Below are 25,413 nucleotides of genomic sequence, written 5' to 3' on the forward strand. Positions count from 1 at the left end.
AGAATCAGTTGGCGTGCCATCACTGATGCCCTCTAAACAGTATCCTTATTCTATGCAACTTCATGTAAAATTGGTATGAGGCGTAGTAGCATGGCAGTGATGACAGCTTCTTTTTCCCCTAATGCTGCTTGATATCTCCACAATCGATTTTCATCAACACCCCTTGCTTTCAAAAGTTCCAAAGTTTGCGCCTCAAACTCAGTCTCACTCATACTGCAAAGGATTTGCAAAACCTGAGAGCGAACTCTCTTACCAACCAGTACCTCATCCCTTACCTCCAACTCAACCAACTTCTCCAAAATCTCCTCAGTTAGACTAGAATCTGCCCCCTTTAAACCTTGAATATTTTCAGCAAGACAACTGCCAGCAAAAAATAAATCGCGGTGCAACCATTCCTCATGCTCGCTATTCGCAGCCAAAATTTCCCGCATCGCTTTCGCCGCTTTCTTCGGTTTTTGTTGAGCAATCAATAACAGCAATACTTCCCGCCAGTGGGGGTCATGCAAATGTTCTCGAATATGCTTGAGAACAATCTCAAAATCATCGTCATCATCTGCCTGATATCCGATTTGCTGAGCGCACAAATATTCTTGAAAAGTCTTGTGCACAAAAGCGTACAAATCTTGTCCTTGTTCGTTGAGCAATCCCGTCCGCTGTTGAATAAAATCAACAAATCGTTTAGCTTCCTCTTTTGCTTGGAAACGTTCAACCTGTTTTTTGGTTTTAATATTGAGAGTTAACTGCTCTAACAAATCATCCTTGAAAATCAGCGTCCCGCCTTCAGGATTATCCGTACTACCCTGAGTGTGAATCCAATAGGCGAGAATTTCCATCAGCCGCCGTAAATCATCTACATCTAAACATTTGAATACTGACTGCTCAGTCAGGTTTTTGTTAGCATCCCAATTCTTTAACAATGTCTCCACAGCTTTTTCATAAAGCTTGTGGCGTGACCTCGGCAGTACCGCTTGATAGCGGTGAATCAAAGCAATGATTGTCAGCAATAGCGGATTTCTCGCCAACAATTTAATGCGGTCATTTTCATCCAGAGCTTTTTTAATGCTATCTTTGCGGTGTTGAGCTTCTGCTGCATCTCGAACGCGGCTGTCGTACCAGCGATTAATAAACTCATCAACCTTAGCATCGTCAAACAGTTGTAACTGATAGTGTTCAAACTCCGAAGTATTAAAAAAATCGCGTTTGTAACCAGCAGGGCGAGAAGTAATAATTGCCAGATTTTGATGATACTGCCCCAAAAAACTCTCAATCTGCAGCACCACCGCATAGCGCTTGGATTCTTCCACAACCTCATCCAATCCATCCAACAAAATCATCGCCCTACCGTCTGCCAGCCAATACTCAAAGAAGCCTTCGGGCAGCGGTTTCACGGACATAGTTTTCTCGGCAAACTGGCGGGCATAGTCGAGGAGATTGATATCTGAAAGCCTAGCAAAATCCCGAATCTTAATCAAAATCGGCAAGCAATCTATTCCAGGATCCCAGCCGAGTTTTTCTGGAGCATTCTGAGTCAACATCACCGCAAAAAAGCTCAGTAAAGTTGTTTTACCAGAACCAGGATCGCCCAGTAACACAAATTTCTTGGATTGATTTTGATTCAATAATTGTGATGCTAAAAACTTTCCCCCTGAGCGAGTTTCTCTCTGCCATACTTGCAGCTTTTTGCCTTCTTCCCATGCTTTGATATCCAATTCAAAATAAATGTTTACCTCTTCCAAGACATCGGGCATCACAAAAATCTGAGCCAACTTTTCCGATTTTTCGATTTCCTGACCTTCGACTGCAATGCCAGCAAACTTAACATCATCAAACCAGTTAGCTAATTGCTTCAAATAGTCGGCTTTGGCAACTTTAAACCTTAAATAACTACTTGTTTTATGGAAATAGGTTTCAGCAAAAACCTCCAACCAATCATGCAGTCTGGCGGGATCGAATCTGCCTTGAATTTTCTTATGTTCTGGGACTGTCGCATTAAAAGCTGCAACTAAAAACTCAACTTGAGGCTTTTCTTGGTCGTTGAAAGGTTTTAGGAGTTCTGGAAGTGCTGCACCCGTCAAGAAACTGTTAAGAAAATCTTCGACTACACCCTGTTCGCAACCAGAGAATAATTTATTTTTATCGGCAGCTTTGATGCCCCAAGTACAAGCTTTTTCAAAATCGCTAGGATTAAATTTTTTAATAGCTTCTTTGAATCCTATTTCTACAAGTTTTGCGCCGAATCCTGGTGCTATTTTTAAGGCGAATGCTCCGATTTCAAATGTCATACTAAATTTAATAAATATTTGTGTTTAATATAGTTTACACTGGTATTATTATCAATTCCAGTGTTATTTAAAATTTTACTGTGTGGTGGGCATCTGAACCCTTTAAGAGAGCCTTCGCTACGCTCAGGATGACAGAATTTCCTGACAGTCTGTAAGTCCTAAATGTTTTTGGTGGAGGAATTTCAGTAACAGGCAAGATGCTTGTTCCACAAGAGATTCAGGTTTTTGGTGGATGAATTTCAGCAACAGGCAAGATGCCTGTTCCACAAGAGATTAATGTTTTTGTGGGGTGGGCATCTTGCCCGCCCCCATCGCCCTTATGGAAAATGCCGTCACATCTCACGCCTGATTAACCCTAGTTTTAAACAGGCCTGGGCACTTCGTAAGTCAAAAAGTCATAGGCCATTTTCGTATTCGGAAAAATAGCCTGCGCTTCCTTGAGCAAATCATCCAGGACGATCGCATTTCCCGGAGCGTAACGCGGGCTAAAATGCGTCATAATTAACTGTTTCGCCCCAGCCGTCAAAGCCACTTGAGCCGCCATTGTCGAAGTTGAATGCAGGCGATCGAAGGCCATTTGAGCATCTTGATGAGCAAATGTAGCTTCATGCACCAACAAATCAGCATCCTTCGCCAATTCCACCGCCCCGTCACAAAAAACCGTGTCCGTACAATACACAAACTTGCGCCCGATTTGATCGGGGCCGCAAAAATCCGTACCTTTAAACTGTCGCCCGTCCTCTAACTTTACCGTCTTTCCTTGTTTTAATTGACCGTAAAGCGGCCCGGAAGGAATACCCACAGCCTTAGCTTTTTCTACATCAAAATGTCCCGGACGGTCTTTCTCAGTTACTCGATAACCAAAAGCAGTAACTCGGTGCTTCAAAGGGCCGCAGCTAACAATATATTCGTCATCTTCATAGATGACTCCCTCGTGAATTTTGTGTACCTTAACCGGGTAAGAAAAATGAGTTTGAGAATAGCGAACGCCAGCTTGCAAATATTCTTCAAGTCCCGGAGGCCCGTAAAGATCGATGCGCTTGACATTCCCCGCCAAACCGCAGCTAGCTAGCAAACCCATTAAGCCGAAAATGTGGTCGCCGTGCAGGTGAGTGATGAAAATGCGGCTCAGTTGGCTGACTTTTAGGTCGCTGCGGAGAAACTGGTGCTGAGTTCCTTCGCCGCAGTCAAACAGCCAGAGTTCCGCTCGCTGGGGCAACCGGAGAGCGATGCTGGAAACGTTGCGCGATCGCGTGGGGACGCCGGAGCTAGTTCCGAGAAATGTAATCTGCAAGAGTCAAATCACCTCAATTAAGTCTTAAAAAATATGTTACATATATCCAGAGTGCGGCAAATCCGACATACAGGAAATAGTCGCAGCCAAGAACCGGGATAAATCGCTGTTCCTGCGAACATCTAGTTGCTAAAATCATTTTCGAGCAGCGCACAGAGTGCCAAACCCAATTCTAACGTTTTCTTTCTTTCGTTCCTCTTCCTTTTTCCCGAACCGCAGCTTCCCCTTAAAACTTGTCAAACTCATACAGCATAAAAGGAAAATTTTCAAATGCAGTCAGGAGTATTTTTTGCTTCCGTTCTTTCGACATTAAAAAAACGCTACTTTTGGATTTCGCTGTTGTTTTGGCTGGTAATGGTAGCCCCAGCCCAGGCCGCGCTGATCTTGCGAGTAGCGGTACAAGACGGGGCAAGTCAGATAAAAGTCGGCAGTTCTACTAAGGCCGCAATCCGCGACGGTAGCGGGCGCAATTTGGGCGAACTGTCGGCAAACAGTTCTCAGTCGGCTCAATTGCGATCGGGAACAGTGGCGATCGGTCGCTGGGCCGCCAACCAAGTTTGGATCGAGCCGACGGGGAACGGTTATGTCTGGATTGGCGATCGTTGGTATCGGGGACGCACGCTTCTAGTTCCCGAAAAAGGAGGCTTGACGGCCGTCAACTACGTCGATATCGAACAATATCTCTACAGCGTTCTCGGCGCCGAGATGAGTGGCAATTGGCCTCAAGAGGCTTTGAAAGCCCAAGCAGTCGCCGCCCGTTCCTACGCAATCCACCAGCGCCTCAAAAGCGAAACCGAGCTTTACGACGTGGACAGCACTCAGTCTTCGCAGGTTTACAAAGGACTGCAAACAGAATCTTCTGGCACTTATTCCGCAGTCGATGCAACGGCTGGTCAAGTTCTGGCCTACAACGGTCAGATAATTTTAGCCGCTTTCCACTCTGCGTCTGGGGGCCATACTGAAAATGTCGAGGATGTTTGGACGGAACCCTTGCCTTACCTGCGTGCTGTTCCTGATTTCGACCAAGGGGCGCCGGTTTACCAATGGAAAGAAAATTTTTCTCGGGCTCAAATCAGCAGTAAGATTTCTGGCGTGGGCAATGTGATCTCGATGAAGCCAGAACGCACTACCGCTCACGGCAGCGTTTTGAGGATGAAAGTAGTTGGAGATGGCGGTTCTAGGGTCATGACTGGCGCAGATTTACGCCGGGTTTTAAATTTGAGGAGTACGCGGTTTACCGTGATTCCTCAGTATGGGGGCGGTGGGAACCCAAGGAACAGCGGCCAAGCTCCTACCGGTTTTCAAGTTGCTGGCAAAGGTTTCGGCCATGCTGTAGGAATGAGTCAGTGGGGTGCCTACAATTTGGCCAGACAGGGATACGGCTACCAGCAGATTTTGTTGCACTATTACCGGGGTACTACTTTGGCTAGAATTGCAGTCCAGTAACTGCTGGGAATGGGCAAGGAAGAAGGAAGAAGGAAAAATAAAAAGGAGGAAAGAATAAGGGAAAAAAAGCTATTTCTGTATCCGTCACTTCCGTGTCCTGAATACAACGAATTAATTGGGAACTTGTACCGCCCTTCGACTACGCTCAGGAAGCGCGTAGTCGAAGACCAAGAACTGCGTAGCCGAAGTATTGGGAATTGGGAATGACTAATGACTGAGGACTAACTACATGACTAACTACATTAAGGATTGCTATGCAAAAGTGGGAGTATTTATTTGTGGATGCGAATATGTATCCTTTTGGAAACAAGCTGATTAGTTTATATGTAAACGGTGAAGAACAGCGAGATTGGAAACAAGGCTCGCTGCATCTATTTGTCAATCATTTGGGGGAGGAGGGATGGGAACTCGTGGCTCTGGATCACGACTCGAAGTATGACCAAAATTGTTTGATTTTTAAACGCCCTAAGGTTATTTAAAAAAAACTCGGACTAGAAAAATTTATGACCTCAATAACGATTGACATTTTCCACAATTCTTAGCAACGAGCTAAAAGCCCGTTCCCCAACAAAGATGTTTTATTGTGGAACACCCATCCTGTCTATTCTTGAAAATGGTGCTAGATTTTAGTTCAACCTAACTTAACAACAAACAAGGGTTTTTTTTCATTAGTATTACGACTTGTCCGAGCTATCGATCCTCCGCTGCCATTCGGCATCTATTTTTGCTGACTGTTCTAGTTCTTGTTGGGTTAATTCCGTTTCTGTTGTATAAGCTAAGTCTTCTCCAGTCAGAAAGTTTTCTGCTGCAAATTCCCGAGCGTAGGTGAGTTTTTTGAGCAAGGTGCTATCAGGTTCGTTTAATAACATTGCTCGCTGCTGACGCTCTTGATTGCGGGCTTCTATCCGGCTATTTTTCCACTGAATCCAGAAGTAGCGAATTAAAGGAATTGCAAGAAATCCGACGCCGTAAATCAGGATCATGGGATAAACAGCGCTGACGAAACCGATAAATCCACCTGCGATCGCATTATTAGTTAATAGATTCCCCAAAACTAACGCACCGACAAGATTGACGGCTCCTAACCCTGCTGCGAGCATGATTTTGCCGGAGCTGGCATTGCTGAAACGCCACAGCATTTCTCGCAAATAAGCTGCTACTGGTTGAGGATTTTTCTGGACGGCTGTGGTTTGCAATTGCGGAAAATGGTAAATTATTTGCCCTTCGGGGCTGACTTCGGGGCGGCCGTCAAAACGGGCTAGAGCCGGTAACATATATTCTTCGTATTCTCGGGCGTATCCCTGTCCGAGATTGTCTAGATATGGGGCAATTTGTTCGGCGACGACGGCGCCTCGGTTGTTGCCAATTGCAGTCGCAATATCGATCCACTTGCGCTCTTCTAGATTGTAATTGGGATTCCCGTCTCCAAATAGAAAGGAGAAAACTGCTTCTAGAAAACTCATCTGGGGTTTTTGGCCAGTTAAGCGCGATCGCTGCTGGTGGTATCGTTGATCGTGGTTCCAGTAAAATATCCCGCTTAAGTCGTTCCAGAAGTAGGGAAAAAACGAAAAGCCGCCGCCGCTGTCGCCCCCGCCGCCACCGTCTCCTCCTCCCCCGTTATTGCTGTCGCTGCTGGAGAGTAAACTGGAGATTAAAATAGTGATAGCAACAAAAATTAAGAGGATGGAAGCTACCAGCACTATGCCGAAAGATATCCGAATTAGATAAAATAAAATGCGCCAGATTTTTTGCCACCATTCCTGCAACTGCAAGCGCAAGAATTTGTTTCGCAAAATATCTCGAAAGTTCTTGGGAAATAGGTAGGCAATGTCGCCGGATTCTGCTACTTGCAGGTTGCCGCCTGCTTCGGAGGCGAGGGTTAACAGTTCTCGCTGGGCAAAATTGATATCTAATCCAGCTTTTGCCGCCACGTCTCCAACCGTAACGCGGTAGCCAAGTTGTTCGACGGCTTGCATAATGGTGGGATTCGGAGCCATAGGTTTCTCTCTGTGAAAATTACCCGGTTATTTTTATTATATATTGCAGGAATTCGAGCTGGTTTTGGCGATCGGGTTTCTGATTTTTTTTGATGCTGCTCTTGACTTTGGGGCAAAATATTGCTAGTGTTTTGCCGAATAACTTTTAAGTATGGGCTGAACTCGGATAGCTTAATAAAACTTTGTGATGGAATTTCTCCTCGGCATTTGCTTTTGCTTGTTTGCTCTGAGGGTTGACGAGGGGGATTATGGCTACAGTTAGTAGGGTGTGCGCGATCGCCCATTGGCGTTAGCGAATCGATCCGAAGGCAAGCCATCTAAGAGGATCGCCCCTGCACCCTACTGCAAAAATTTTCCTTTCTGCACGGGTTTTTGTAAGTTTTGTTTAGAGTGCGAGAGAGAGGTTAAAGAAATCTGGTTTTTTTGCAAGTCTTGCAAGACTTATATAAAATAGATAGAGCTTGCGCGGGTGTTAAACCCAAGGGCGTGTTTTAAGCTTCGCACTTGCGATCGACTAGACTTTTTAGCGCCCTCAACACAACTGCCAACTAAAACAGTGGCGCAATTATTAATAGGAAAACTTTACAGGCTAATTTTTCGGATTAGCCACTAACCAAAGAATCGCATATGCCAAGAACTCAACGCAACGATAACTTTATTGACAAAAGCTTCACGGTGATGGCTGATATCATCCTGAAGATTATGCCGGCGAAAAAGCAGGCGAAGGAAGCTTTTGCTTATTACCGGGATGGTATGTCAGCTCAAGCAGATGGCGAATATGCTGAAGCGCTGGAAAATTATCATGAAGCGCTGAAGCTGGAGGAAGATCCTTACGATCGCAGTTATGTCTTGTACAATATCGCGCTGATCCATACTAGCAACGGCGAACACGATAAAGGTTTGGAATATTACAGCGAAGCCCTGGAGCTCAATCCGAGAATGCCACAAGCGCTGAATAATATTGCTGTGATTTACCACTATCAAGGGGAAAAACAAAAAGAAGCGGGCAATCTTGAAGCTGCGGAAGGGCTATTTGATAAAGCGGCAGATTATTGGAAGGAGGCTATTCGCTTGGCGCCCAACAATTACATTGAGGTGCAAAATTGGCTGAAGACAACAGGTCGATCGCAAATTGATGTGTATTTTTAACCTCAGTTGTTAGCTACAAAAATCCTGATTGGGTAAACAAAAAGTTGTGGGTTTTAAGTGTTGAGTGGTGAATTGAAAACTCTTTCACTTAAAACTTACAGATCACCAGTCAAAACTACTCACTAATTCCCAATTACAGATTTTTATGATTGACAGAGAAGAAGTTCGCAAAGTAGCGAATTTAGCGAGATTGGAATTAACGCCGGAAGAAGAAGAGCAGTTTACTGGTCAACTTAACGGTATTTTGGATTATTTTGAGCAGTTGAGCGAACTGGATACGAGTAAGGTGCAGCCGACAACGCGGGCGATCGATGTTAGTAATGTGATGCGATCGGACGATTTGCAACCTTTTCCTAAGCGAGAAAGTATTTTGGAGGGAGCCCCCGATCGCGATGGGGAGTTTTTTAAAGTGCCTAAGATTATGTAGGGTTCCCGCTAGGCACCTAACTGAGGAACATCCTTTGAGGGGCGGGCTAGCCATGCCTACCCCAAAAGCCGATTAAATTAACTGTGGAACAGGTAATAAGTAAGCCCGGTATAAGCCACCCCACAAGCGGATTAAACTGATAGAAACCCAACACAATATCGCTCATAGCGATGATCTGTAAAGTTCCTTTTTGGGGTGACCAATAGTCATGTACGTATTAATTGGTGGAGCAGGAATGATGGGGCTGGGTTTGGCCCAGCAGTTATTAAAACTCGGTCATACGGTGGCAATCATCGATGCTGACCCGCTTGCTTGTCGCTTTGCTCGTGAAAAAATCGGAGTAATGGCATTTGAAGGCAGTGCGGTGAGTACAACGGTTCTTCTGGAAGCAGGAATTAAACAAGCAAACGCAGTCGTTGCAGCACTCAGGGATGATGCACTGAATTTAGCGCTGATCACCCTATCCAGAAGCTATGGCATTTCCCATATTGTGGTGCGAATGCGCGATCGCGAATTCATGGAAGCCTATCGACTTGCCGGAGCCAGTCACATCATCAGCACGATTGATTTGGCAGTCGCAACAATGGCCAATGCGATTGAATACCCTCAAATCGAATCGATGATGCACTTTGAACAAGGACAAGTCGAGGTGCTAAAGCTGCCCGTTCCAGGCGATTGCAATGTGGCAGGTCGCACCGTTGCTCAAATTGCTCAAGACCCTCGTTTTCCAAAAGGTTCGCTGATTATTGGTTATCAATGCCATGCCTGCGCCAATCTGGAGATTCCCAACGGCAATACTGTTCTAGAAGCAGGTTCTACGATCTTGGTCGTCACCCGTCCAGAGCTAGTTCACCAGATGATTGATTACCTCGGCATTCGCGCTAGTCATCTGCCAACGTTAGAAGTTTCTCATCCAAATCTTTGATGTAAGGCTCAACCAGATCCTCTGGAACAATTCGCTTGCGGAGGGCATCGCTAACTGCTCCTTTTTCTGCTAGGAGCAATCGTTGTCGAATCGTATCTAGCCCGCTGCGATCGCCCTGTACTTGCCCTGCCCGATGTTTATTGTAGAGATCGCGCAGCACTCGCTCAGAGTGTGCTACTCGTGCTTGATATGATGCCCATAACTCCTCGTAAACTGCCTTCGGCAACACGCCAGATTTCAGCAAACTATCTAGCTCATCTTGAGCCGCTTTGGAAGCGATCAACTGAATCTGTAACTGCCCAGCTTCCTGCATGACATCAGAAACACGGCTAATTTTTAGTCGTTTTACCAGCCAGGGTAAACTTAATCCCTGTCCGACTAAGGAGAATAAAACTGCACCGAAAACCAGGGCAATGATGTTATAGCAACCGCCAAGGCGGTTAGGACGCAAGACGTAAGATAGCTTCGATCGCATCTCGTAAAGAATCACACTGATTCTTGAGTTTACAAATTCGACTCTTTAGCCCAGACCAGCATTGTTCTATTTTGTTAAAATCTGGGGAGTATGGTGGTAAATATAACAGTCTACACCCGGCATTTTGAATCAATTCCTGAATCCGACCACCTTTATGGAACGTGGCATTGTCCATCACCACCACTTGTCCTCTAACCAGTGTTGGAACTAAACTTGTTTAAGGCCACATTTCAAAAACTGTTCGATTACACGCTCCCTCAATGGTAAAAGGAGCGCTCAATTTTTGGTTGCACAGAGCAGCAATCATATTCACCCGACCTTTGGGTCGCCCAGATTTCAAGGCATGGAACCGTTGACCACAGCGAGTTCCCAGCATAATCATACTGGTCTGGGTCGTCCATTCCTGATTCATCAACATAAACAATTTTGTCCGGGAGTAAGGTGGACAACTCGGCTATGAAAGCCTGCCGCTTGACTTCATCCCGTTCTTGGAATGCCATAAGTCTTTTTTTTCGAGTAAAACCTATTTTCTTCAAGGCTCGTGAGATTGTGCGAGCGCTAATTTCTCCATCCCAAAGTGAAGCCATCTCAACTTGAGTTTTATCCCCATTAGCCTTGGCGAAATCACGGAATTTCTGCCAATCGGTAATTTTATGACCATTACCCGGAGGCCCGCCCACGCAAGGCCACAAAGTCCCCTGTTTGGGCTTGTCGCTTCAGCCATAGCCCGATCGTGTTGCGACTGATGTTAAACAAGATACTCGCAAAGCGTAATCTTTAAGCCATCTAGTTGGATAGCTTGAATGACTTTCTGACGTAGGTCGTAGCTATATGGTTGGGGCATAAGTCGTGCGAGCGCTCCGCAACAAAGAAGACTACTCCCAGTTTACGACATAACTGCCTTGGCGGTTGCTATAATTGCGCTCAAATCCCTCCAGTTGGGTTTCGTTTCTCAACACAACCTATTTTAGTAACGCATCCGCAAAAAAGGTGATTTATACTGGGAAATTAGCCATAGCATATTCCATTGCTGCTTGTAATTTTGGTAGGGAACGAGCGAGCATATCATTGTTGGCAGTTAGTGACATTCTGAAATAGCCGGGGATTTCCTGGGGCGTTCCAGGGAGAACAAAAATATCGTGGCTGGCTAGCAATTCAGCAAAGGCACAATCGTCTTGCCAGGGAGACTGTACCAAGAGGAAAAAAGTTGCTTCAGGAGGTTCCACTTTGTACCCGATTTCTCGTAAGGCTTTTACCATTGAATCTCGCTTTTGTTGTAAGTAGTCTAAATCGAGTTCAACCTGCTCCAGATCGCCGAGAGCATATTGCATGAGTGCGCTTGGAAACGACCAACCAAAAATGACGCTTTGAGCTACATAAATAGCATTCCGAATTGGTTCGCGATTGGGCATCGTCGGCGACAAAGCAATATAACCGAGGCGCTGACCTGGGGCGATCAATATCTTGCTATAGCTGTAAACCAGAAAAGAAAAGGGATAGAATTGGACGAGACTCGGGCAACTGCGGTTATCGAAAACAATGCGGCTGAATACTTCATCAGATATCAGGTAAATAGGTTGACTGTAGTGTTCAGACGCAGTGGTGAGCAGGCTGGCTAATTGCTCAATTATGGGAACTGAATAAATCTTGCCAGTGGGATTGTGGGGTGAATTGATCACAATCGCCCGGGTGCGTTCGGTGATGGCAGAGGCGATCGCCTCCAAATCCAAATCGAAAGTAATCGGATGGACAGGGACACCAACCGGAACCGCACCCGTATCAAGAATCATGCGACGATAACCTAGCCAAGGTGGGGTAATAATGATCACCTCATCCCCTTCTCCAGCTAGCAGTTGCAGGCAAATCGAGAGTCCTGCCATCCCGCCATTAGTCATAAAAATATCTTCAGGCTCAATAGAAAGCCCGCGCTTTGCTTTGAGAGTCTCTGACACGATTGCGCGCGACTCAGGCAGGTTCTCCGAGTAGGTGTACCAGGACTCGTGTCTCGGTACTGCCGCTTTCTGTAGGGCTTCTACAAAGCCAGACGGTGGCATCTCGTAAGAGTCACCCCTGATAAAATCAAGACTCCCAGGCTCTTGGCGACGCTTTATATAGTGCGCCTTCGCAAAAAATTGAGTGATCGGATCTTGGGAATTAATTGCCCTGAGCAATCGTGGCGAAACAACATGGGGAATCATAAGCCATTTATTCTAACTATCTTGTTCTGTAAGGTGGATTGGGCGAATTGTGTTTTTTGCATTCCCTGACTAAAAGATTAATTCATTTGTGTATTCCTGTATTTTTTTTAGTCCAAAAATCATGTTTTTGCTCTACCAATATTTACGCTACCACTGTGGGAGGTGACGCTAAGAATCTTACCCACCTTACAAATAGCGTCTATGTGTAAGAGCGCATTTCTAAATAAAAAATTAAGCGAACGGAAATGGTACATAAGTTACAGCAAAATTGGAAAGTAGTGTGTCTAGCTGTTGGAGGAATCATGGTAAAAACTTTTCAGGCTCGTCGCTTTCGCCGTGCTAGTGACTGTGCTGCCAAACGCTATAGTAGCGATTTAAGCGAGTGAGAGTTGAAAATGCGTTCTCAAATCCCTGCAGGTAGCTTTCGGTCTTCAACGCTTTTAAACCATAATATTTTCCCCAAGGGTGGACATGGTAATTCCTGTCTTGACGTAAAAAGCGTCTCCCCAAGATGGGTGATAGGGGGTGGTTATTGCTACCCGTTCAAAACCATATAACCTTAAAAATTCATCAACTTGAGCGATTAATCCGCCTCCTTCATAAAGTTCTTGATAATTTACTTCCGCATTAATTGCATCAATATATTTCAGCGTATTTGTCGCGCCTTGAAAAGCCAAAAGCTCTGCACCTTGAATATCTATGCTAAGGATATTAAATTCTGAAGGGTCTAGCTGTAGTTCTTCCAAGAGCGTATCCAGCGTTTTCGCTTGTACATTTATTTGACCAATCTCTTTAATCTCTGGATAAATTTTTAGAGTATCTTTAAGTGGTAAAATAGAACTGCTATGATCTAGTAAAGTCAAGTGTAATGTTACCGTACCATTTTCATTACTAATCGCACAATTAACCGCCTGCACGTTTGGAAATCCATCTATCTTTTTTTGCAAGGTTTTAAATACACTTGGATTGGCCTCGATGAGTAATATCTTTTGGAAGCCCATTGATTGATACAATTCGATTTCTTGTCCTTCATGCGCCCCAACGTGAATAACTCCACGCGGAATAATAGAATGTTGCACACAAAGAGCTTGTAAATCGAGCATCTCCTTTGTTTCGCCCAGAACCCTCGCTATCAAATGCTCGCGCTGGCTTACTGTTAAAAAAATGCTTGTCTCTTCTTTCTTCTGTGCCATTGTATTGACAGGTAAATATTTTTTAGCAATTTCCATAACTTGCTCCGAACAAGTTTGAAAACAAATTATGTTGCCATAAATTGCCCCATCGTCTAATATATGTTCAAGATTTATATCTTCTAACTCCTGTAAATAGAAAATAGATTTTGAGATTCCTTGCATTTCATCTATTGCTAGACTGAAATTGTAGCCACACTTTTTTAATACATTCAGGCAGTCTAAGGTAGCTTTAATAAACTTATCCGACCAGCCTTTGTTTCCACTTTTTTGGGTATCTCCACCGCCGTATTTAAACATAACAACACTTGGCATTAGCGCCAGTGGTAATTGAGCAAATTGTCGAATAATATTGCTTTCAGAACCTTCAACATCAAGTTTCAAACAAGTAATCTTTTTAGCATTAATCCTGTCCAGGAGTTTTGCCAATGTCATAGATTCTACTTGGATAGTTTTGGCAGAAGATCCCCCCCCATCTTGTACTAAGGAAGAAAAATTGAGGTTATCTTGACCTTCGTAAGTAGCTATATACAAATTCTGGATTCCGTTGACATCAGAAATACAAGTTTCCACCAATGTTATGTGGTCGCGATCGCACGTCTCCCGCAGATTATTCACTGGCCTGGGTTCTACAGCGATTGAGTTAAATCTTAACCGAGCAAATATCTCGCAATAAAAGGCAAATGTACCCACTCCTACATCAATACAAATTCCTTCTCTGTTTGGATCTATCACAGGTAGGACATTCACTAATACAGATTGACAAAATTCTTCCACTGGCATTGCTTTTTCTTCTACTGACATTGCTGATTTTCCTTGAAAATGAATCTGGTATATTCCTTAGGATTTTACTTTATTAGTTTCTCGGTCTATTATCCTTTATAAACTACCATTTAAATTACTTAACAGCCTGAATATTAAGGCTGACAGGATAGGATTTTCCCTTAATTAAAAGTTTGCGATTAGACCAGTCGTCAAATGTACTCAATTCACCCGATCTAGGCTGCCATTTTTGAATTTGCCTAAATCCAGTATTTTTTAGCAGTAACTCTAGACTTGAAAGATTGAATACGGTCCGATGGAAATTAAAATTGTAGTCCTGTTCTCCCATTAGTGCTAGAAGGATAGTATTAATATCATTCCCGTTTTCTGTATAAATGTCTAGCAACAAATCCAAATCAGGGACAGAAAGACGTAAAGTACCATCTTTCTTCAATACTCGGAACCACTCAGCCAAAACAGTAGGAATTTTGAGATGGGAAAAATGCTCTAAACAATGAGAGGCATAGACCAAATTTACGCTGTTGTCTTGAAAAGGAGCAAGATTATCAATTGCACGTATATAGTGGATATGTGGTGCAGGACGCGCATCAATATTAATGAATTTTGGATGATTGACCAAACCACAACCTAAATGTAAATTGACTTCTTCATTTTCGGACGTTGGAAATGGAGGGCGACGAATCTGTCTGAGCAGCTTACTGTAAATAGTTGTTAATCCCAGAGCATATATAGACCATTGAGAGTCATGGTGATTAGAAAAGAATTGGGTAAATAATTTATTCATTGATTGTTTGTTTTTGACGTGAAAACTCTACCTAGATTTAGGCTGGAATAATACTCAGAATCAAAAGATTCAGTTCTTTAACTAAAAACTCCTTTACCACTGAGAACACACTTTATAATAAAGTAACAACCTTGCAGTATTCCCTTAACGCCTATATGACGGATAAAACGCCAACTGTAGAAGTATTCACGTTGATAGACTGGAGCATTCCAAGGATCAAATACAAAGAAATCCTTGAGTGCAATACTAGGTCGATAAAAAATGGCATTAGGGTTTCGATTGAGCATAGCTGCTGTAAATGAAAATGTACTATTTGGAATCACTAAGAAATCTGAAATTTGCATAATATGGTGTTCGATAATCATTTCTTGATCGGCAAGACTTATGTAAGGCAGCAGTTCGGGTTGTATCAATTGTTTTTCGGCTTTCAGGACATTTAAATCAATATAGTTAAATTGTCCAAACAATTTAGATAAATCAGAAGATGACCTTCCAGAAATATAAAGAATGGGGTCTTCCCATTTATTCCAGTTTGCTTTAAGAAATTTGACATACCAAACCAACGGAACCACAAAAAATAGTTCGCCTAATATAAGTTGCGCTCCCACAGCATCTCCTTCACGAATGTGAATTGTTACAATAGTTTTACCCTGTTGCTTTAAGTAAGCTTCAATTGGTTCGAGGAAGTTCAAAATTGATTTTTGATAGCGAAATTCATTGATAATTTTGGCTTTAGTTTGGCTAAAGATTGAGGTATTTCGAGTAAAATAGCCCGTAATTTCAATTGTATTAAATGCCGTCTCTGAGTTGAATATAAACTCATCCATAGGTAATATTTTTTTATCAAAGTATCGAGCCTGCTTCATAATTTTTTCGCAAGGAGTATTTCGATAGCGAAATTGATATAAAAGAGAAGATTGTAGTCGGATAAGTTCATCTATTTCACAATTTAAAGCATAAGCTTTTTCTTCAGGTTCTATTTTGGCATTTCCTGCCTGAATGGTATAAAACTTTTCTCCTATCCAAGAATTATATTCAATATCAGCTTCATGGATAAACTTAAGATGTAATAAGAAAAAATAACGGATCAGTTGATTACCGTATCGTCCAAAGCCTCCTATAGTCGTCAACTTAATTTTTTTTCTACTTTTTAGATTTCGGGAAAGACGAAAATTAGACTGTAAAATTTTCTCAGTACCCTGAACTTTCATGATTAATTACTCATCTAAAGAAATTACCCAGACACACTATGGCGTACCCGTCATTGCCAAGGGAGCCAAGCAATCTAAAAACCTTGCAATACCATGAAGTATGCGTAAATCCTTAGATATTAACGCTATATAAAACCCATTTGAGATATTTTTGGGGAGCGAGTAAAATTGACAAAAACAGGTAAATTTAATCAGATTGGGGTTTAAAATCGTGCGCCAACCACCTTTCCTTGACCTGAAAAGTCTTAGTTTGACACAAAAATAAACTCTAATTTGAGTATATTGGCTGATTGACAAATGCTTTTCCACCTTAACCTGTCACGAATGTATATATAGCGCTACGTGCTGGCGTACTTACAAATGCTGGATTGAACCTCTGTATAGCTCAGCTTAATCTATTTAATCTGTAATGATACCAGCGCGTAGTGCTATAGGATACAATCTATCGCGAAATTTTTCCCCCTGCGGTGATTTTATGACCATTACCGGGAGGCCCGCCCAAGTAAGGCTTGAAAGTCCCCTGTTTCGGCTTGCCGCTTCAACCATAAGCGCGGGGTGTTGCGACTAATACTGAATAGAACACAAGATCCACTAATCTTCAAGCCATCAAGCTTGATAGCTTGGATTACCTTCTGACGAAGGTCATAGCTGTAGGGTTTGGACATGGGTTTTGCGATCGCACGGCAATTCGGACTACTTACAGTTTATGCCATAACCGCCTTGGCGGTTGCTATATCTCGTCCTGTCAATGCCAGAGGAATACTCAGCGCCAGTGCCATCGAGAGTGAGCCTTTGATGTTTCCCAGAAACAGAACGTGCTGCCAGCGCAGGGGAATCGGACGATCGAACCACCGCAGCCCCGCTAACAACAGATAGACCGAGAGAATCCGTCCCAGTTGATACGCCAAAATGACGAACAGGATGGATGGCAAAATTCTCCACAGCGTGAGCGGGTTAATCTCAATGCCGATCAGCAGAAAAATAAATGTATTGACCCCAAAACCAGCGTACTCCCAGAAGCTGAGTAGCGTAATTCGATCCGAGGCTGACGTACTGCGAGAAAGCCCCAGATTGCCAAAAATGAGTCCGGCGATAACCACAGCCACCGCACCGGATACTCCCAAAAATTGCCCGATTTGGAATGTTCCTAACGCCAGCGCAACGGTCAGCAAGAGACTACTCAACGGGTCATTTAATCGAACAAATATCGGCAGACTCAAGTAACCTAAGATGACACCCACGAGTCCCCCACCCAAGGCAACCACGAGCAGTTCCTTAAGTCCTCCCACGACGGTAAAAGAGCCTGTAGCATAAACGACTAGAATCAAATTGAATGAAACCAGGGCAGCCGCATCATTGAACAAAGTTTCTCCTTCCACGATGGTGGATAGCCGGGAAGGTACACGGATCTCCTTAAAGACCGCGATCATTGAGACAGTATCCGTATTTGCCAGAATGACTCCGATCAGAAACGCCGGAATCCAGTCTAGCCCTAGCCCAAATTTAACCAGAACAGCGATAATTGCTGAGGAAAAGATAGAGCCTGGACCCGCCAGCAGGGCGATCGGCTTAAAGGTGCTGCGGAGACGGCTGATATCGGTATTGATAGCTGCTTCAAAAATCAGAATTGGTAGGAAAAGATTTAATACTAAAGAGGGGTCTAAACCAATTCGACGCGACAAGAGCTCCGTAATGGGCAAGCCTGCTAACACTAAGCCCGTCACATAGGGAATTCGCAACCGTTGGGTTACGAGTGCAACAACAGTTGCAATCAGTAGCAGAATTATCAAGATAATGACCAATTCAGGAATGACTCCTGCGGTTTGGCTATTTGTAGCAGGATTGCTGCCCAAGGGAGGTGGTTGCGCTACAATCGACTCGATCACCGATACTCCTCTCATAAACTCGTTTTCCTCAAAGAAAAAGCATTGCCGACCCAATCGCGGTTGCCACTAAGGCGGGTAATGGAAGTTCTCGCTCCATATCTCATACCTAAGGAGTAGGAGAGCGATCGCCCAAAGCCATCGACAGTCAAAATTTTGAGTGGTTTTGGACGTTCTGATTTGCGCGAATAAATTCCTCAAAGGTAATCGTCTTTTCTTACCTTGAATTTAGGTAGCATCATAGACACGCCACATCCGAATATCCCAACGTTTAAAAACAGGTTCAGCAATTACGATCTCATTTTCTCTTGCCTCCATGACGATCAAATAATCTCCCTGGTTAAATCTGTCATTGTAAATTCTTGCTTGTTCTTCTGGCGCCAACCATCCTTGAAGTGCGCCATATAGGCCGCCCGCAGTTGCAGCAATCCCACTTCCAAAGAAAGTTGCTAAAATGCTTTCCACCGCTAATGGCGGACCAATACCGGGAATTAGCAGGCTGCTGAGTCCAACAATTAAGGCTAGTGCACCTAGTCGTATGCTGCCTAAGATCGCGCCTACTTGTGCGGCTGCTGCTCTTGTGATTAAAATTTGCTGCACTCCCAGAGAGTCCAAATCATCATTGTCAGAAGGTTTAGCAATCACTGAAATCTTTTGCATGGGGAAGCCCCTGCTTTTTAGCTCAACTAGCGCCTGCTTTACGTTTCGATGATTAGTAAATAGGCCGCTAGCACGTTTGAGATTTTGGTAATTCATGAGAAATCTTCAATATTTAACGCTACAAAATTGGTAAATAGTGTGTAAAGCCGCTGTGAATAGCCGCATCACAAAAACCACTTAGTTCAGAGGTGCAAAACGCTTTAGTAAAGCTGACAAAGCAATCATGGGCAGTCCGAATCCGATACAAATTAAGCCTTGGATTAGGTTCAAAGCTTCTGTGTCGAATAACTGATTCATAATGCCCAATTGGCTAAACAGGAATTGGAGAATGAAAATAGCCGCAATGCCGATCGCCACAGCATAGCCAACTGATTCATCTTTACCGCGTAGTTTGGCGACGATCGCCGGAACGAAGCGACTGATACTTAACAGGTAAAAAGCTTCGGCAGCCACCAATGCTTGAATTGCCATCGTCCGGGCTAGAGCTTCATTGCCTGTGGTTTGGACGATCCATTCAAACATCCCAAAGATCGCAATCCAGTTAAATACCGAAACTGTCAGAATCCGAGCCGTCAGCCTGCGAGACAGCAGCGGTTCATTGGCCGGTCGAGGTGGATGTTGCATGACATCGGGAGAGGGCGGCTCAAATGCCAACGGTAAGCTCAACGCAACTGAACTGACCATATTCAGCCAGAGAATTTGTACTGGCAAAATGGGTAGTGGGGTTGCCAAAAGTACGGCAATCAAGATGGTCATGGACTCTCCACCATTCACGGGCAGGATGAAGGCGATCGCCCGCAGCAGATTCTTATAAACCGTGCGCCCTTCCTTAACTGCTTTCTCGATCGAAGCAAAGTTGTCATCCGTCAGAATCATATCTGCGGCTTCTTTTGTGACTTCAGTGCCCGTGATGCCCATCGCTACCCCAATGTCAGCTTGCTTCAAGGCGGGAGCATCGTTAACTCCATCTCCAGTCATCGCCACAATCTCGCCCTTAGACTGAAGTGCTTCGACAATGCGGAGCTTTTGTTCTGGCGCTACACGAGCAAACACGCAGCTTTGTTCAACAGCATTGGCTAATTGCTGCTGATTCATTTGAGCGAGTTCTTGACCGGTAAAAACAGGAGCCTCTTGGGTTTGATTTAGTCCCATTTGGTGCGCGATCGCTGCTGCTGTTTTGGCATGGTCGCCCGTAATCATCTTGACCTGAATTCCCGCAGACCGACAGGCTTGAATCGCTTGAATTGCTTCGGGGCGAGGCGGGTCGATCATGCCTTGCAGACCCAGAAAAGTTAACCCTTGCTCAATATCAGAATGCTCAATTGAAGATTGAGAAGCGGGTACAACTTTCTTGGCAAGTGCCAGAACTCGCAACCCTTTTTTCGCCATTCTCTCCACGGTTTGCTCGATCGGCGCGGGGTTGAGGGCGATCGGCTGTCCCTCTTCGTCAAGCATCTGGTGACACCGCTTGAGAATTGCCTCAATTGAACCCTTGACATAAATCAACCGTTCTGGACGATCGTCATGTAAAGTTGCCATGTATTGAAACTGAGATTCAAACGGCAGTGTATCGAGCCGGGAAAGCGCTTCCTCGAGTTTCTCAGTAATTAACCCGGCTTTTTGGGCTACCGCAACCAGCGCCCCTTCCGTTGGACTACCGATCGCAGTCCAGTTCCCGTCTTGCAGGTCTAGATAAGAATCGTTGCACAACAATCCTGCTTGCAGGCATTCATACAAAGCAGGTGCGTTCGCCAGGTCAACCGAGTGTCCATTTACAGAAATTTTCCCCTCTGGTGCATATCCTCCACCGCTAACCCGATAACGCTTTCCTCCTGCATCTATCTCTTGAACCGTCATTTGATTCTGTGTCAAGGTTCCGGTTTTGTCGGAACAAATCACGGTGGTGCTACCCAGCGTCTCAATTGCCGGAAGTTTGCGAATAATGGCGTGCTGCTTTGCCATCTGGGAAACCCCGATCGCCAGTGTCACCGTTAAAATCGCGGGTAAGCCTTCAGGAATTGCGCTGACCGCAAGCGCCACAGATGCCTTGAACACCTCAACCCAAGAAAATCTCTGGGCAATGCCTGCAGCAAAAGTGAAGGCAGCCAAACCTAAAATGACATAGAGCAAAGTGGTGCTAAATTTGTCAATTTTGCGACTCAGTGGGGTTTCCAGTGTGGTACTTTGCTGCATGAGTTGGGAGATGTGTCCGGTCTCGGTCATGTCACCAATGCTGACGACGAGTCCGCGTCCCTGTCCAAACGTTACCAGGCTTCCGGTATACGCCATGTTCGTGCGCTCGGCCAGTGCAGCGTCTGCCTCTAGCGCCTGGGATTGCTTCTGGACCGGGACAGATTCTCCCGTTAACGCTGACTCATCGACGAGTAAGTCACGGACTTCGATCAGCCGCAGATCCGCAGACACTTTATCCCCAGAAGACAGCAAGACGAGATCGCCAGGAACCAGTTCGCTGGATGAAACCACTTGCTTTTGACCGTGGCGGAGAACGGTTGCCTCAGTTGCAACAGATTTTGCTAAAGCGGCGATCGCATTCTCTGCCTTTGACTCTTGAACGAAACCAATGGTGGCATTCGTCAGAGCAACCCCAAAAATTACCGCTGAATCAATCCACTCTTTCAGAAATGCTGTCACTATGCCAGAGGCTAATAAAATGTAGATTAGCGGCTGATTCAGTTGCTGAAAAAATCGCAACCAGGCACTTTGCTGCTTCTGAGGCGTTAGTTGATTGGGACCGAGGATCTCGCGCCGTTGGGCTGACACGTGGGAAGATAGACCTGTTTCAAGGTCAGTCTCTAAAAGCCGAGCCACTTTCTCCACGGAGAGGTGATGCCAAGAGTGTTCTACTAATTTTTCTACATTTGTTGCAGTCATAACGTTTCTTGTCAAGCCAAGTGCTTCTCTGTTGTTTTGTGTTGTTTCTAGCGTCATTGATGAATGTGAGGGAAAAGTGAGCGACTGATTTCTGTTACTCACATTTGGATCACATTTGCTTCCTATACTTAGGCAGAGAAGGGATTGAGATAGCTTATGGACTTGCAAACCTTAGTTGACTGGATTTGATTTAATGTGGCCTTTTAAGGTTGTAAAAAGCATTCCTTTTGATGGATGAACTATCGTACATTCACTTGTTAACTTGAAAGGCTCAAAGACTTCATGCTGAGGTTTATAGGCAAAATTGCGTTTCCAAACCAACAAAACAAACAAAAAATATGCAATTATTAAAGCTATTGGTGCAAGGAATCAGCGTCAGCACAGTTGCAATTTTGGGTTTAGGTGCTTGCACCCCCCCCAATACTTCACAGACAACTGTTCCATCTACTTCTGCTCCCACAACTGCCACTGAAAATACGACTGCTCCAACCGCTTCTTCGCCTGCAACCACGACCGCACAGACGCCTCAGAATCATGACATTGACGATATTGCCGATCGCGTAGAAGAGGCCTTGGACTCCGATGGCACCCTCAAGCCATTCGATTTGGACGCAGACGATCGGGATAATTCGCTTGTGTTAACAGGGCGCGTTCAAACGGCAGAACAAAAAGCATTGGCCGAACAAATTGCTCGGCAAACTGCACCGAATATTTCCATCTATAACGAAATCGTCACTCAGTAGTTCTTAATCCTCAAGAGGCAAGAGTATTTGGCGTTTTTTGCCGCTTGAGGAATTGCTCGATCGCAGCCAGGAAACCTATGGATTTGCCAACCTTATTTGACTGGATGCGATCGCAATATTGAAACAATAAAGTTATTCAACGATTTCGTAACGGACTAACTGGCGAACATTTTGACGTGATAATTGGAGTTCTTTCGCGATCGTTGCCTCTATCTGGGTTGCGTCAGTCATTGGCAATTCTAATTCCAATCGCTTCAAAATGGGTTCTGCTGTTTCTACCGCAACCTGGGTTGTTCCTTGTTTTCGGTTAATCACCGCGTTGATCAGCAATATATTGACAGACACCGTTGCTTTAAGCTGGGTATCTGCCTGAAGTTTATTCTCTGTGATCTGGGGTTGTTGTAATTCTTGAGCCATTAGGAAACTCGAACCAACCCAAAACGCGATCGCCACAAACGGCAATGGCAACCAAAACTCTGCGCCTGATGCTTTTAGCCAACTTTTAGTAACCTGCCACATAAATTTTTTCCCCCACCCCAACCCTCCCCTTACCAAGGGGAGGAAGTAAGAAATTCACAAATGATTTAGGATTGCTATATTTGGACTTTAGTGGAATTACCGCTCTGCTGAAATCATACCCAAAGGAGATGCGTAAACTGTTTGAGTTCGATAATAACACCGCTCAGCGATGTGGGCTGAACAAAATTACAGCGGTTCCAATCAGGGAAATTGTAACACCAAGCAAGTCCCACTTATCTGGCTTAACTCCTTCAATCAGCCATAACCAAACCAGAGAAGCAAGAATGTAAATACCTCCATAGGCAGCATATACTCTTCCAGCGTTTGAGGCATTAACTTGAGTTAGAGAAAGCGCAAAACTGATTAAAGCTAAAATGCCTGGAACAAGCCACAAAATGCTCTTTTCAAGTCTCACCCAGGCCCAGAAAGCGTAACACCCAGAGATTTCTCCTAGAGCCGCAAATAGAAAAAAAGCAAGTGTTGGCATTTTTAGATTCATGCTTAAAATAGATAAATTTTATCAGCCGATCGATGTTTATCAGCCCAATTAAATAAAAATATGAGAATCTTACTTGTGGAGGACGACCCAAAGCAACTGATGCCGCTTCAAACAGTGCTGTCTCAAGCAGGACATAGCGTGGATGGGGTAAAAGATGGAGAGACGGCACAGTGGCTGTTATCAGAAAAAGAATATGATTTGTTGATTTTGGACTGGATGTTGCCACATATCAGTGGGGTAAATCTCTGTCGTCAATATCGAGCAGCAGGGAAAACAGCGCCGATTTTGATGATCACCGCAAGAGATACCACGCCTGAAAAAGTGACCGGGTTAGACGCAGGTGCAGATGATTACCTGGTGAAACCGATCGATTTGGTGGAATTCATGGCACGAGTGCGGGCATTAAGACGGCGATCGCCCCTTTGGCAAGGAGATACGCTCAGCCTTGAGGATCTACACCTCCACCTCGATACTCTTACTGTTGAGCGACAAGGTGCAACCGTTTCCCTCTCCAGTCGAGAGTTTCAGTTGTTGGAGTATTTTATGCGTCATCCTCGACAGGTTTTGACTCGGAATCAGATTGAACAAGCGGTGTGGGAATGGGGGACTGAACCAGAGAGCAATGCGATCACTGTTCTAATTCGCAAACTCCGCCAACGCTTGCAGGCTGTAGGAGCAGCAGACTGGATTGAGAGCATTTACGGTATGGGTTATCGCCTCACTTCCCCTCTCAAGTGATGATTGTGAAGCCAAGTCATGTTTAATCAAAGTCGTCGGAATCTGGCTCGTTGGTTCACCCTCTCAATGGGAAGCATTCTCGTGCTGTTTGCGGGGGTGATTTACCAGATTGAGGTAAAAGATAAACTAGAAGCCCTTGACCGACTGCTCTATGACAAAACTAGAGTCATGGCTGCCAGCGTACATTATGAAGTTCGCAACAACGAGAGCCAGGTCGATCTGAGTCATGTCCCCTTGTTAGGCAGTGGGTCTCATCCCCTTGCAGAAGATCTGATTTATGTACGCTGGTATAATGCGCCAGGCCGGTTAGTTCGTTTTTTTGGGACTCCTTCATCAGAGCAGTTAAATACGCCCTTTGGTTATCTCACAGTTCGATCGACCGATCCACTTTTGGGAAAAGGAATCTGGCTGCGTCAGGTGACATTACCCGTTGAAGGTAGAACAGGGGTACTCGGTTATCTTCAGGTTGCAACTCCCCTGACAGAAACTCAAAACAGGCTCACTGAGCTTCAGATCGTGCTAACTCTCGCTGTCCCGCTGACACTGGGCTTAATTGCCCTCACAGGTTGGTTTCTCAGTGGGCTGGCCATGCAACCGATTCGCCAAGCCTATCAGCAGCTTCAGCGCTTTACAGCCGATGCCTCTCACGAGTTGCGATCGCCCCTGTCTGCCATTCTCACTAATGCCCAGCTTGGGTTGCTCATCGCGGCTGATGATTCACGTTACCATCCTCCCTTAGAAAACATTGTAGATAGCGCAAAATCAATGGGAGCACTCGTGAATAATTTACTGCTGTTGGCTCGTCATCAAGGGCGACTTGCGCCGGAATCGCTCAGGTTAATCAATCTCAACGAGCTGCTGAGCAATTTAGCAACCCAGTTTCTGGCACTTGCAGAAGCCCAAAATATCAAACTGACCTGCGAATCACCGGAACAACGGATTGAATTATTGGCTGACCCTGATTTGCTGCGGCAAGTAGTCGAAAACTTGCTTTACAACGCCTGTAAATATACGCCCGTTGGCGGAACTGTAAAGATACGGCTAGTTCTTCATTCCAATTTGGCGGTCATTCAGATAATCGATACGGGAATCGGTATTCCAGAAGCGGACTTACCCTATATTTTCGATCGCTTCTATCGAGTAGACACCGAGCGATCGCAGGAGAGTGGAGGCTTTGGTCTGGGGTTGGCCATCGTCCAACAAATTGTCAAGGCACACAGCGGACAAATACAGGTGACGAGTGCAGTGGGCCTCGGCTCAACGTTCCAGGTTGAACTGCCGCTCAAACCTTATCACTAAGCCGCCTCAAGGAAGAGAA

Annotated in this window: 21 protein-coding genes and 1 pseudogene; 8 read left to right on the plus strand and 14 right to left on the minus strand. The window is 44.8% G+C overall.

Going from position 1 to position 25,413, the window contains the following annotated elements; genetic code table 11:
• Positions 1 to 50 precede the first annotated feature (50 nt).
• Together QUA71_RS23880 and QUA71_RS23885 are read right to left on the minus strand one after the other, a co-directional pair.
• Entirely contained in the window at positions 51 to 2,282 is a 2,232-nt protein-coding gene (locus tag QUA71_RS23880) for an NACHT domain-containing protein (protein WP_333288854.1), read from the minus strand.
• A 361-nt stretch (positions 2,283 to 2,643) separates the two neighbouring features.
• Positions 2,644 to 3,576 carry a ribonuclease Z gene (locus QUA71_RS23885; RefSeq protein WP_190663717.1) on the minus strand — a complete coding sequence of 311 codons (933 nt, stop codon included), beginning with the start codon at positions 3,574 to 3,576 and terminating at the stop codon, positions 2,644 to 2,646.
• Positions 3,577 to 3,846: 270 nt separating this feature from the next.
• Between QUA71_RS23885 and QUA71_RS23890 the strand changes: the two genes are divergently transcribed.
• A complete protein-coding gene (locus QUA71_RS23890; protein ID WP_333288857.1) occupies positions 3,847 to 5,022 on the plus strand; it encodes a SpoIID/LytB domain-containing protein in 1,176 nt (391 codons plus the stop codon).
• A 254-nt stretch (positions 5,023 to 5,276) separates the two neighbouring features.
• A complete protein-coding gene (locus tag QUA71_RS23895; RefSeq protein WP_006635949.1) occupies positions 5,277 to 5,501 on the plus strand; it encodes a hypothetical protein in 225 nt (74 codons plus the stop codon).
• Positions 5,502 to 5,696: 195 nt separating this feature from the next.
• Here the strand turns inward: QUA71_RS23895 and QUA71_RS23900 are convergent, their stop codons facing one another.
• Positions 5,697 to 7,019: a hypothetical protein gene (locus QUA71_RS23900; RefSeq protein WP_333288859.1), complete on the minus strand. Its 1,323-nt coding sequence runs from the start codon at positions 7,017 to 7,019 to the stop codon at positions 5,697 to 5,699.
• 627 nt (positions 7,020 to 7,646) lie between these two features.
• Between QUA71_RS23900 and QUA71_RS23905 the strand changes: the two genes are divergently transcribed.
• From QUA71_RS23905 to QUA71_RS23915, 3 genes are all read left to right on the plus strand, one after another.
• Positions 7,647 to 8,168 carry a photosystem I assembly protein Ycf3 gene (locus tag QUA71_RS23905; protein ID WP_006635951.1) on the plus strand — a complete coding sequence of 174 codons (522 nt, stop codon included), beginning with the start codon at positions 7,647 to 7,649 and terminating at the stop codon, positions 8,166 to 8,168.
• A gap of 145 nt (positions 8,169 to 8,313) precedes the next feature.
• On the plus strand, positions 8,314 to 8,595 hold the full coding sequence (gene gatC / locus QUA71_RS23910; RefSeq protein WP_190663714.1) for an Asp-tRNA(Asn)/Glu-tRNA(Gln) amidotransferase subunit GatC: 282 nt from the start codon (positions 8,314 to 8,316) through the stop codon (positions 8,593 to 8,595).
• A gap of 208 nt (positions 8,596 to 8,803) precedes the next feature.
• The gene (locus QUA71_RS23915; protein WP_190663713.1) at positions 8,804 to 9,520 is read left to right on the plus strand and encodes a potassium channel family protein; all 717 of its coding nucleotides are present in this window, start codon (positions 8,804 to 8,806) and stop codon (positions 9,518 to 9,520) included.
• Here QUA71_RS23915 and QUA71_RS23920 read toward each other — a convergent pair.
• The 9 genes and pseudogenes from QUA71_RS23920 to QUA71_RS23965 all read right to left on the minus strand — a co-directional run bounded on the left by QUA71_RS23920 (position 9,477) and on the right by QUA71_RS23965 (position 21,596).
• Positions 9,477 to 10,010 carry a hypothetical protein gene (locus QUA71_RS23920; RefSeq protein ID WP_333288863.1) on the minus strand — a complete coding sequence of 178 codons (534 nt, stop codon included), beginning with the start codon at positions 10,008 to 10,010 and terminating at the stop codon, positions 9,477 to 9,479. The two genes, QUA71_RS23915 and QUA71_RS23920, sit on opposite strands and share 44 nt — an antisense overlap.
• A pseudogene (locus QUA71_RS23925) lies at positions 9,961 to 10,839 on the minus strand (IS630 family transposase). Before QUA71_RS23925 ends, QUA71_RS23920 begins: the two are co-directional and overlap by 50 nt.
• Before the next feature lie 151 nt (positions 10,840 to 10,990).
• Positions 10,991 to 12,049: an aminotransferase class I/II-fold pyridoxal phosphate-dependent enzyme gene (locus tag QUA71_RS23930; RefSeq protein WP_333288865.1), complete on the minus strand. Its 1,059-nt coding sequence runs from the start codon at positions 12,047 to 12,049 to the stop codon at positions 10,991 to 10,993.
• Positions 12,050 to 12,633: 584 nt separating this feature from the next.
• The gene (locus QUA71_RS23935) at positions 12,634 to 14,187 is read right to left on the minus strand and encodes an FkbM family methyltransferase (RefSeq protein WP_333288867.1); all 1,554 of its coding nucleotides are present in this window, start codon (positions 14,185 to 14,187) and stop codon (positions 12,634 to 12,636) included.
• Positions 14,188 to 14,281: 94 nt separating this feature from the next.
• Complete coding sequence (locus QUA71_RS23940; protein ID WP_333288869.1) at positions 14,282 to 14,950, minus strand: methyltransferase domain-containing protein; 669 nt, start codon at positions 14,948 to 14,950, stop codon at positions 14,282 to 14,284.
• Positions 14,951 to 15,027: 77 nt separating this feature from the next.
• Positions 15,028 to 16,161, minus strand: a complete 1,134-nt coding sequence (locus QUA71_RS23945; protein ID WP_333288871.1) for a hypothetical protein — start codon at positions 16,159 to 16,161, stop codon at positions 15,028 to 15,030.
• A gap of 704 nt (positions 16,162 to 16,865) precedes the next feature.
• Positions 16,866 to 18,062 carry a sodium:proton antiporter gene (locus tag QUA71_RS23955; RefSeq protein WP_333288873.1) on the minus strand — a complete coding sequence of 399 codons (1,197 nt, stop codon included), beginning with the start codon at positions 18,060 to 18,062 and terminating at the stop codon, positions 16,866 to 16,868.
• A gap of 210 nt (positions 18,063 to 18,272) precedes the next feature.
• Positions 18,273 to 18,800 (minus strand): hypothetical protein, encoded by a 528-nt coding sequence (locus QUA71_RS23960; RefSeq protein ID WP_333288875.1) that lies wholly within the window; start codon positions 18,798 to 18,800, stop codon positions 18,273 to 18,275.
• Between the two features lie 81 nt (positions 18,801 to 18,881).
• Positions 18,882 to 21,596: a cation-transporting P-type ATPase gene (locus QUA71_RS23965; protein ID WP_333288877.1), complete on the minus strand. Its 2,715-nt coding sequence runs from the start codon at positions 21,594 to 21,596 to the stop codon at positions 18,882 to 18,884.
• A 338-nt stretch (positions 21,597 to 21,934) separates the two neighbouring features.
• Between QUA71_RS23965 and QUA71_RS23970 the strand changes: the two genes are divergently transcribed.
• The gene (locus tag QUA71_RS23970) at positions 21,935 to 22,339 is read left to right on the plus strand and encodes a BON domain-containing protein (protein ID WP_333288879.1); all 405 of its coding nucleotides are present in this window, start codon (positions 21,935 to 21,937) and stop codon (positions 22,337 to 22,339) included.
• Positions 22,340 to 22,471: 132 nt separating this feature from the next.
• On the opposite strand, the gene QUA71_RS23975 is transcribed toward QUA71_RS23970, so the two are convergent.
• Positions 22,472 to 22,858, minus strand: a complete 387-nt coding sequence (locus QUA71_RS23975) for a hypothetical protein (RefSeq protein WP_333288881.1) — start codon at positions 22,856 to 22,858, stop codon at positions 22,472 to 22,474.
• Positions 22,859 to 23,021: 163 nt separating this feature from the next.
• Positions 23,022 to 23,357: a YnfA family protein gene (locus tag QUA71_RS23980; protein WP_333288882.1), complete on the minus strand. Its 336-nt coding sequence runs from the start codon at positions 23,355 to 23,357 to the stop codon at positions 23,022 to 23,024.
• Between the two features lie 60 nt (positions 23,358 to 23,417).
• On the opposite strand from QUA71_RS23980, the gene rppA reads away from it, so the two are divergent.
• Both rppA and QUA71_RS23990 read left to right on the plus strand, forming a co-directional pair.
• Positions 23,418 to 24,095 carry a two-component system response regulator RppA gene (rppA, locus tag QUA71_RS23985; protein ID WP_333288884.1) on the plus strand — a complete coding sequence of 226 codons (678 nt, stop codon included), beginning with the start codon at positions 23,418 to 23,420 and terminating at the stop codon, positions 24,093 to 24,095.
• A gap of 18 nt (positions 24,096 to 24,113) precedes the next feature.
• Positions 24,114 to 25,394, plus strand: coding sequence for a HAMP domain-containing sensor histidine kinase (locus QUA71_RS23990; RefSeq protein WP_333288886.1), 1,281 nt, complete (start codon positions 24,114 to 24,116; stop codon positions 25,392 to 25,394).
• The last annotated feature ends 19 nt before the right edge of the window (positions 25,395 to 25,413 follow it).

This window comes from Microcoleus sp. MON1_C5, assembly GCF_036701875.1.
Lineage (GTDB): Bacteria > Cyanobacteriota > Cyanobacteriia > Cyanobacteriales > Microcoleaceae > Microcoleus.